Below are 7,963 nucleotides of genomic sequence, written 5' to 3' on the forward strand. Positions count from 1 at the left end.
AGGAGCGGCGCGACGCGTTCGCGCGCCTGGTGCAGCTCGGCTTCGGTCAGCCGCATCGGCGAGGTGCGACCGCCGGGATCGAGATGATGCAATCTGGACGAACGGCGCCACGAGGCCACCAGCGCGGATCGTGCCGCCTGACCTGACGCGATGGCGGCCTCGACACGGGCCGCGTGATGCCGGGGCATTGTCCCATTCATCACTGTTTCCTCCGGATGGCAGACTAGAACGGGCCGGCGCTGCCTGATTGATCTGCGTCAACTTCGGCGAGCGCCACGGAAGCCATGAGCCCGCTGACGCACTGCCGTCAAGGCAACCGGTGGGTTCCGGACTTACGACCTTCGCAGGAGCCACGGACGCGGTGGTCGGATTTCGGCAACGGCTTTCGGGTCGATTTCAAAAGCTGCCGAAAACGCTACTTCGCCGGGATCATCCGAACGAGATCGCGCGGATTGACGTAGTCCAGTTGGAAGCGCGCCCGCTCGTCCAGCATGTCGGGGTCGATCCGCTCGGACCGCAGCAGCGACACCCGCTGCTCGCTCCTGGCCCGCTCGCGCTTGAGCTGGGCCAGCTCGCTGGTCAGGGCGATGATCTCCTGGTCCAGTTCCTGGCGGGCGTTGAGGCCGTATTTGCCGGTATAGGCGTTGACGCCGAAATAGCCGACGATGGCCGCCGCCATCGCGTAGAGGGCAAGGCCGGTCAGGATCGATTTCAGGCGCGCGCGGGAGACCATCTTGGGAAGATGAGACAGGTTGGTTAAGGGAGTGCTAATCGGCCGCGCCACTTTGCTTGCCCCGCCTGCGCGGCCGAAGCCGGCTTCGGCGCGGCGAAGGCCCGGGCATCCACGTTCTTGATCGCGCCGCAAAGACGTGGATGGCCGGGACAAGCCCGGCCATCACGGAGAGAGTACGTGCTCAGCCCTGGTGCTTCGCCACATGCGCGGCGAAGGCGTTGATGTACTGCTGCAGCACCGTCTTCAGGGAGTCCTTGGTCAGATCTCCGTTTGCATCAAACGCATCGCCGACGGCGTTCAGGTAGATTTCAGGCTGCTGGAGCAGCGAACCGGAAATGCCCGGCAGGATGTTCTGCAGATGCTTGGCCGCGCTGACGCCGCCGAGCGGTCCCGGCGAGTTCGAGATGATGCCGACCGGCTTGCCGAGGAGCGAGCTCTTGCCATAGGGGCGCGAGGCGACGTCGATGGCGTTCTTGAGGACGCCCGGGATCGAGCGGTTGTATTCGGGGGTGATGAACAGCACGCCATTCGACTTCTGGAGCTTGTCGCGGAAGGCCAGCCAGTCCGCGGGCGGCGCACCCTCGAGGTCCTGGTTGAAGAACGAGATGCCCGCCGGCGTGATGACCTCGAGCTTGAGGGTATCAGGCGCAAGCTTTGCCAGCGCGTTGGCGATCTTCAGCGAAAAGCTCTCCTTGCGCAGGCTGCCGGCGATCGTGACGATGTTGTAGGCCATGGGTTGTCCTTGAAACCTTGAGGGAAGTGCCGCGCGGCACTTAAGCGATCCGGATCGATGGATGCAAGTGCATGGACCGGTCCAATTTGGAAACGCAGCGTTTCGCGAAAGCAGATGGTCGCCCAAGACAACCGGGCCGCCAAGCGGCGGCCCGATCTTTCGCGCACATGTCTAATTCAGATCAGATCGTCGGATTCCACGCCGACGGGATCAGGCGGTACTTCGCGCCGTCCTTCTGGACGTGGCCGACCGAAGGGAACGTGAAGTGGAAGCCGACCACGGTCGCCTTCTCCGCCGCCGCCATGTCGTAGAATTTGTAGCGCGTGTCCTGCGCCAGCGCGGCGTCGTAGTCGAACATCACGTGCCAGTCGGGATTGCGCAGGAAGAATTCCGGGATGTTGGTGACATCGGATTGGATCAGCACCTTGGCATCGCCAGAGGCGACAGCGAACGAGGTGTGGCCCGGCGTATGGCCCGGGGTTGCGATCGAGGTGATGCCGGGCGCGACCTCCTTGCCCCACTCGTATTTGGTGACCTTGGACTCGAGGCCGGCGAAGGTCTTCTTCACGTTGGCGAAGTAGTTCTTCATCATCGGATTGGACTCGGCCTTGGCCGCGTTCTCCTCGCTGGTCCAGAACTCCCAGTCCTTGCCCGGCACCATGATCTCGGCATTGGGGAATGCGAGCCCGCCGTCGGCAAGGCGAATGCCGTTGGTGTGATCGGGGTGCAGATGCGAGAGCAGCACGATGTCGATGCTCTTCGCCTCGACGCCGGCAGCCTGGAGATTCTGCAGCGTGCGGCCGACCGCGCCCTTGCTCGCCTCGAAATTCGCAATGCCGTTGCCGGTGTCGATCAGGACCAGCTTGGAGCCAGTGTTGATGAGCTGCGGGTTGAACGGCACCGTGACCATGCCCTTCGGCATGTAGGCTGCTTCGCCCGCGGCCAGCGCTTCGTCCTTCGACAGATTGGCGACGAACTTGTCCGGCATCGGGAAGGTGCGCGCGCCGTCATTGATCGAGGTGCACTCGTAGCTGCCGACCTTGTAGCGGTAGAAGCCCGGCGCTTGCGTGCCGGTCGGCGGCACTGAGGCATTGGCCGCGGTCGGCACGAAGCCGGATACGGCAGCCGCGCTGAGGGCGGCGGCGCCTGTGAGCAAATGACGGCGATTGAGATCAGTCATGGAGAGGTCCCCTTCTGAGCGCCCCGCGGTTTCTCCGCTTGCAATGGCGGCGGAATAATCTCCGGCTGCGCTCAGAAGGCAAGACCTTCCTTCGGTAACCTGCCGTCGCAGATCACGATTATTTATTCGGGTTGATGAGGAATTTTTCGCCGGTGGCGCGTTTGGCGTACACCGCGACGTTGGCGAGATCGAGCGCCTCGGTCAGCGAGACCACCTTGGTGTAGTGACTGGCGAAAGTGGTCTTGAGCTCGGACGCGACGCGCTGGCGCAGGCGACCGATCTCGGCCGGACCGATGTTCTGGAGGAACGGCGTCAGCAGCCAGCCGCCGACGCCCCAGGTCAGGCCGAAAGAACGGGCGAGTTCGGTCGGCCGATTGTCGAGGCTGCCGTAGATGTAGACCTGCTTGTACACGTTGGAGCCGTAGCGGCTGTATTCCTTCGCGGTCTTGTTGGCCGCGACTTCCATGGCAGTCAGAATCTGGCTCGCCAGCTTGCCGCCGCCGATGGCATCGAAGGCGATCGTGGCGCCGGTCTCGACCAGCGCATTGGTGAGATCGTCCATGAAATCAGGCGCACTGGAATCCACGACGTGCTTGGCGCCGATCTTGTGCAGGATGTCGGCCTGCTCCTTGCTCCTGACGATGTTGACGAGCCCGATGCCGTCCTTGATGCAGATCTTGTTGAGCATCTGGCCGAGATTGGACGCAGCCGCCGTGTGCACAAGCGCCTTGTGGTTCTCCCGGCGCATTGTCTCAGTCATGCCGAGCGCGGTCAGCGGATTGACGAACCAGGACGCACCGTCCGCGGCCGTGGTGCCCGCCGGCAGCTCCATGACGTCGCGGACCTTCAGCACGCGGTACTGCGTGTACATCGCGCCGCCGATCATCGACACCGTCTTGCCCATCAGGGCTTTCGCCGCGTCCGACGAGCCGGTCTGGATCACCGTGCCGGCGCCCTCGTTGCCGACCGGCAGCGACTGATCGAGCCGGGCTCCCATCATCCGCATCGCAGCCTCCGGCATTTTCGCCGTGATGACCGGCATCTCCTTCGTGCCGGAGGCCTTGGCGGCCGACATGTCGGCCGGCCCGATCAGGAGCCCGAGATCGGAGGGGTTGATCGGGGTCGCCTCAACGCGGACCACGACTTCGTCGTCGGCCGGCTCCGGCGTCGGGACATCCACGAGGGACAATTCCAGCTCGCCGCTCTTCTTGAGCAGCGAACGCAGTTGCAGTCCGGACTTGCCGTCGCTCATGTCGATCCTCCCCTGTCGGTCTGTTCGCGAGTCGAGGCGCTGGCTTATGCCAGCGCCTTCAGTGCCGCCTTGCCGCCGTAGAGCGCCTGCTTGCCGAGCTGCTGCTCGATGCGCAGGAGCTGGTTGTATTTGGCGGTGCGATCGGACCGTGCAAGGGAGCCGGTCTTGATCTGACCGCAGTTCGTGGCGACCGCGAGGTCGGCGATGGTGGAATCCTCGGTCTCGCCCGAGCGGTGCGACATCACCGAGGTGTAGCCGGCCTTGTGCGCCATCTCGACGGCGGCGAGCGTCTCGGTCAGCGTGCCGATCTGGTTGACCTTGATCAGGATCGAGTTGGCGCGGCCAGCCTTGATGCCGTCGGCGAGGCGCTTGACGTTGGTGACGAAGAGGTCGTCGCCGACGAGCTGGCACTTCGTGCCGACGAGGTCGGTGAGCTCCTTCCAGCCGTCCATGTCGTCTTCCGACATGCCGTCCTCGATGGTGACGATCGGATAGCGCGAGACGAGGTCGGCAAGGTACTTGGCCTGCTCGGAGATGGAGCGGGTCTTGCCCTCGCCTTCATATACGTATTTGCCGTTCTTGAAGAACTCGGTCGAGGCGCAGTCGAGGCCGAGCACGATGTCGGAGCCTGCCTTGAAGCCGGCCTTGCCGATCGCGTTCATGACGAACTCCAGCGCGGCATCGGCCGACGGCAGGTTCGGGGCAAAGCCGCCCTCGTCGCCGACATTGGTGTTGTGGCCGGCCTTCTTCAGCTCGGACTTCAACGTGTGGAAGACCTCCGCGCCGTAGCGCAGACCCTCGGCGAAGGATGACGCGCCGACGGGGAGGATCATGAATTCCTGGAAGTCGATTGGGTTGTCGGCATGCACGCCGCCATTGATGATGTTCATCATCGGCACCGGCAACAGGCGCGCCGAGGTGCCGCCGACATAACGGTAGAGCGGCATGTCGAGCGAGTTCGCGGCCGCCTTGGCGCAGGCGAGCGAGACGCCGAGGATGGCGTTGGCCCCGAGCCGGCTCTTGTTCGCCGTGCCGTCGAGGTCGATCATGATCTGGTCGATCTGGGCCTGCTGCTCGACGTCGAGGCCGCTCAGGGCCTCGAAGATCTCGCCGTTGACGGCACCGACGGCCTTGGTGACGCCCTTGCCGAGATAGCGGGCCTTGTCGCCGTCGCGCAGTTCCACGGCCTCATGAGCGCCCGTAGACGCGCCGGAGGGCACGGCAGCGCGGCCGAGCGCGCCATCCTCCAGCACGACATCGACCTCGACGGTGGGATTGCCCCGGCTATCGAGGATTTCGCGGCCGATGATGTCAATGATGGCGGTCATGATGTGCACTTCCGTTCGTTAGGTTTGATCGGTTCGCCGCGGGTCTTACACGGGCCGCAAGCAAATGTGAACGCTTGGACCGCGTGCTTCGACTGACGCGTGCAGCGGCCGGGGCTAAGCTTGAATTCAACTGATCTGCGCGTCCAACCTCAATCTGAACCAGCCGGGGTAACGCCATGAATCGCCGCCAGTTTCTCGCCTCGAGTGCCGCCCTGTTGGTGGTCCGCCCAGGTTTTGCCCAGGAGGGCCCGTTCCGGACGAAATACTTCCCGATCAGTGCCGGCATTGGCCTGCACGATCTCGCGCCCGCCCCCGACGGTTCGGTCTGGTTCACGGCGCAGGGTAAAGGCCTGCTCGGCAGGCTCGATCCCCGAGATGGCCGTTTCAAGACGGTCAGCCTCGGTCAGGGCGCAGCTCCGCATGGCGTGACCATCGGTCCCGACGGCGCGCCCTGGATTACCGAGGGCGGTCAGAACGCAATCGCGCGGGTCGATCCGTCCGACCTCACGGTCAAGCTGTTCCGCCTGCCGGAAAAGTTCGCTAGCGCCAATCTCAACACCGGCGTGTTCGACAAGGACGGCATCTACTGGTTCACCGGCCAGTCCGGCTATTACGGCCGCCTCGCGCCGAAGTCCGGCGACATGAACGTGTTCAGGGCGCCCAAGGGCGTTGGCCCCTACGGCATCACGGTCACTCCCAAGGGCGATATCTGGTACGCCTCCCTTGCCGGCAGCTACATCGCGAAGATCGACCGCGCGACGGGTGATGCCGCAATGGTCGATCCGCCGACGCCGGGCGCGGGCTCGCGCCGGGTCTGGTCGGATTCGAAGAGCCGGATCTGGGTCAGCGAGTGGAATAGCGGCCACGTCTCGATGCACGATCCCGCCGATGGGTCGTGGAAGACGTGGAAGCTGCCGGGCGAGCGCCCCCGCGCCTACGCAGTCTATGTCGACGACAAGGACAAGGTCTGGCTGACCGACTTCTCCGCCAACGCCATCGTGCGCTTCGACCCCGCCACCGAGCGCTTCAACGTGTTCGCCAGCGACAAACCGAATGCCGCCGTGCGCCAGCTCGACGGCAGGCCCGGCGAGCTCTGGGGCTGCGAGTCCGGCAACGACCGCATTGTGCTGATTCAGACGATCGCCGCCGGTTGACGGCAGCCGCGATTGCGTCCATCCCGGCATTGAAACAGGATGTGACGACGATGGCGAAGAAATCCCTCCAGCTCGGCCGTTCGGTCGAGTGGCCGCACACACCGGAAGACGCTCAGCTCGACCGCGTGCCCAATCCGCAAAAGGGCACCGACTATCTGGTGCGCTTTACCGTGCCGGAATTCACCTCGCTCTGCCCGGTCACGGGTCAGCCGGATTTCGCGCATCTGATGATCGACTACGCGCCAGGTGCGTGGCTGCTGGAGTCGAAATCGCTCAAGCTCTACATCGCGAGCTTTCGCAACCACGGCGCCTTCCACGAGGACTGCACCGTGATGATCGGCAAGCGCATCGCATCCGAGATCAAGCCGAAATGGCTGCGCATCGGCGGCTATTGGTATCCGCGCGGCGGCATTCCGATCGACGTGTTCTGGCAGACCGGCCGCGTGCCGAAGGGCCTATGGGTGCCCGAGCAAGGTGTCGCGTCCTATCGCGGGCGCGGCTGAGCCGCAGAAGAGGCCAAGCACGACCATGATCGCGGCGCGTGTGGTCGAACTCAAAGCGAACGCAGCGACGCGCTAGTTGGAGATGGATGACCTTTCCCAGGGACGTTTGCCGTTGGCATCTCGATCCCAGGGACGCGTGGTCGGCGCGTTCTTTTCCTCGGCAGCCGCTTTCGCGCGGTCGGCTTGCACCTGCTCGCGATCCGTCACGGATGGCTTGGGCTGCGCTTGAGACGTCTGCGCGGCGACCGGACCCATGGCGAGCAGCGCGGCGATCAGGAACTTTGTCATCCCCGGCTGTAGCATGCCGAGGGCAGGACGTCCGATTTAGTTGCAGGGTTTCTGGGCACTTTCGTCAGTTGCGCGCGTCGGACGGCGCCCGCGGCTTGAGCAGCCGGGCACAGACAACGCCCAGCACCACCATGATCACTGCGCTCGCGAACAGGGTCGGCATCTTGCCGGCATGTTGGAGCCCGAAGCCATAGGCGAGCGGTCCCACGGTCTGCCCCATGAAGAAGAAGAACGAATGCAGCGACAGCGCGGTGGCGCGCGCCTCGACCGAGAGCTCGCTGGCGAAGACCTGCAGACAGCCATGGGCGATGTAGAAGCCCCATCCCATCACGATGAGACTCAGCGCCTGCACCTCCCACCGCGGGCCGAAGGCGACGGCAATGAGCTGCGAGGCCACCAGCGTCATGCCGGAGATCATCATGCCCTTCACGCCCAGCCAGGGCAGCAGGCGCGACACCGTCAGCGTGTAGAACAGCCCGCCGACCGCAAAGCCCGCGATGACAATGCCGGCGATCGAGAGCGAGGTCTGTCCGAGCTCGAACAGGAACGAGGCGATGTAGGGAAACAGGCCGAGCACGCAGCAGCCTTCGATGAACACCGCCGAATAGCAGACATAGGCATTCGGATTGGTGAAGATGGTGCGATAGCCGGCCTTGAGCGCCGACAGGCTCGTCTTCGGCGGATGCTTGACCTTGGCGCCGCGGAAGCCGGCGGCGACCGCGATCGACGCCACGATCACGAGCACACCGAGCACCGCCAGCACGCCGCGCCAGCCGAGAAAGTCGCCGATCA

The 7,963-nt window shown here is 64.4% G+C and carries 9 protein-coding genes and 1 pseudogene; 2 read left to right on the plus strand and 8 right to left on the minus strand.

Translation table 11 applies throughout. The features are described from left to right. The 6 genes and pseudogenes from MOV74_RS25190 to eno all read right to left on the minus strand — a co-directional run. Positions 1 to 200: pseudogene (locus MOV74_RS25190) on the minus strand (sigma-54-dependent Fis family transcriptional regulator); the annotation flags it as partial. A gap of 215 nt (positions 201 to 415) precedes the next feature. After that, positions 416 to 733, minus strand: a complete 318-nt coding sequence (locus MOV74_RS25195) for a septum formation initiator family protein (protein WP_028141594.1) — start codon at positions 731 to 733, stop codon at positions 416 to 418. Positions 734 to 914: 181 nt separating this feature from the next. After that, positions 915 to 1,466 carry an NADPH-dependent FMN reductase gene (locus MOV74_RS25200; protein ID WP_246928822.1) on the minus strand — a complete coding sequence of 184 codons (552 nt, stop codon included), beginning with the start codon at positions 1,464 to 1,466 and terminating at the stop codon, positions 915 to 917. A 181-nt stretch (positions 1,467 to 1,647) separates the two neighbouring features. Continuing rightward, positions 1,648 to 2,646: an MBL fold metallo-hydrolase gene (locus tag MOV74_RS25205; protein WP_246928824.1), complete on the minus strand. Its 999-nt coding sequence runs from the start codon at positions 2,644 to 2,646 to the stop codon at positions 1,648 to 1,650. A 118-nt stretch (positions 2,647 to 2,764) separates the two neighbouring features. Further along, the gene (locus MOV74_RS25210) at positions 2,765 to 3,898 is read right to left on the minus strand and encodes a zinc-binding dehydrogenase (RefSeq protein ID WP_246928826.1); all 1,134 of its coding nucleotides are present in this window, start codon (positions 3,896 to 3,898) and stop codon (positions 2,765 to 2,767) included. A 44-nt stretch (positions 3,899 to 3,942) separates the two neighbouring features. Further along, positions 3,943 to 5,226 carry a phosphopyruvate hydratase gene (eno, locus tag MOV74_RS25215; protein ID WP_246928827.1) on the minus strand — a complete coding sequence of 428 codons (1,284 nt, stop codon included), beginning with the start codon at positions 5,224 to 5,226 and terminating at the stop codon, positions 3,943 to 3,945. 176 nt (positions 5,227 to 5,402) lie between these two features. Here eno and MOV74_RS25220 point away from each other — a divergent pair, with 176 nt between their 5' ends. Both MOV74_RS25220 and queF read left to right on the plus strand, forming a co-directional pair. Continuing rightward, on the plus strand, positions 5,403 to 6,380 hold the full coding sequence (locus tag MOV74_RS25220; RefSeq protein WP_246928829.1) for a lyase: 978 nt from the start codon (positions 5,403 to 5,405) through the stop codon (positions 6,378 to 6,380). A 50-nt stretch (positions 6,381 to 6,430) separates the two neighbouring features. Beyond that, positions 6,431 to 6,883, plus strand: a complete 453-nt coding sequence (gene queF / locus MOV74_RS25225; protein WP_246928837.1) for a preQ(1) synthase — start codon at positions 6,431 to 6,433, stop codon at positions 6,881 to 6,883. A gap of 72 nt (positions 6,884 to 6,955) precedes the next feature. On the opposite strand, the gene MOV74_RS25230 is transcribed toward queF, so the two are convergent. Beyond that, positions 6,956 to 7,171, minus strand: coding sequence for a hypothetical protein (locus MOV74_RS25230; RefSeq protein WP_246928839.1), 216 nt, complete (start codon positions 7,169 to 7,171; stop codon positions 6,956 to 6,958). 64 nt (positions 7,172 to 7,235) lie between these two features. After that, positions 7,236 to 7,963, minus strand: a 728-nt coding sequence (locus MOV74_RS25235; protein ID WP_246928852.1) for an MFS transporter, incomplete at its 5' end; no start/stop codon positions are given.

Source organism: Bradyrhizobium sp. SHOUNA76 (genome assembly GCF_023006445.1).
In the GTDB taxonomy this organism is placed as follows: Bacteria; Pseudomonadota; Alphaproteobacteria; order Rhizobiales; family Xanthobacteraceae; genus Bradyrhizobium.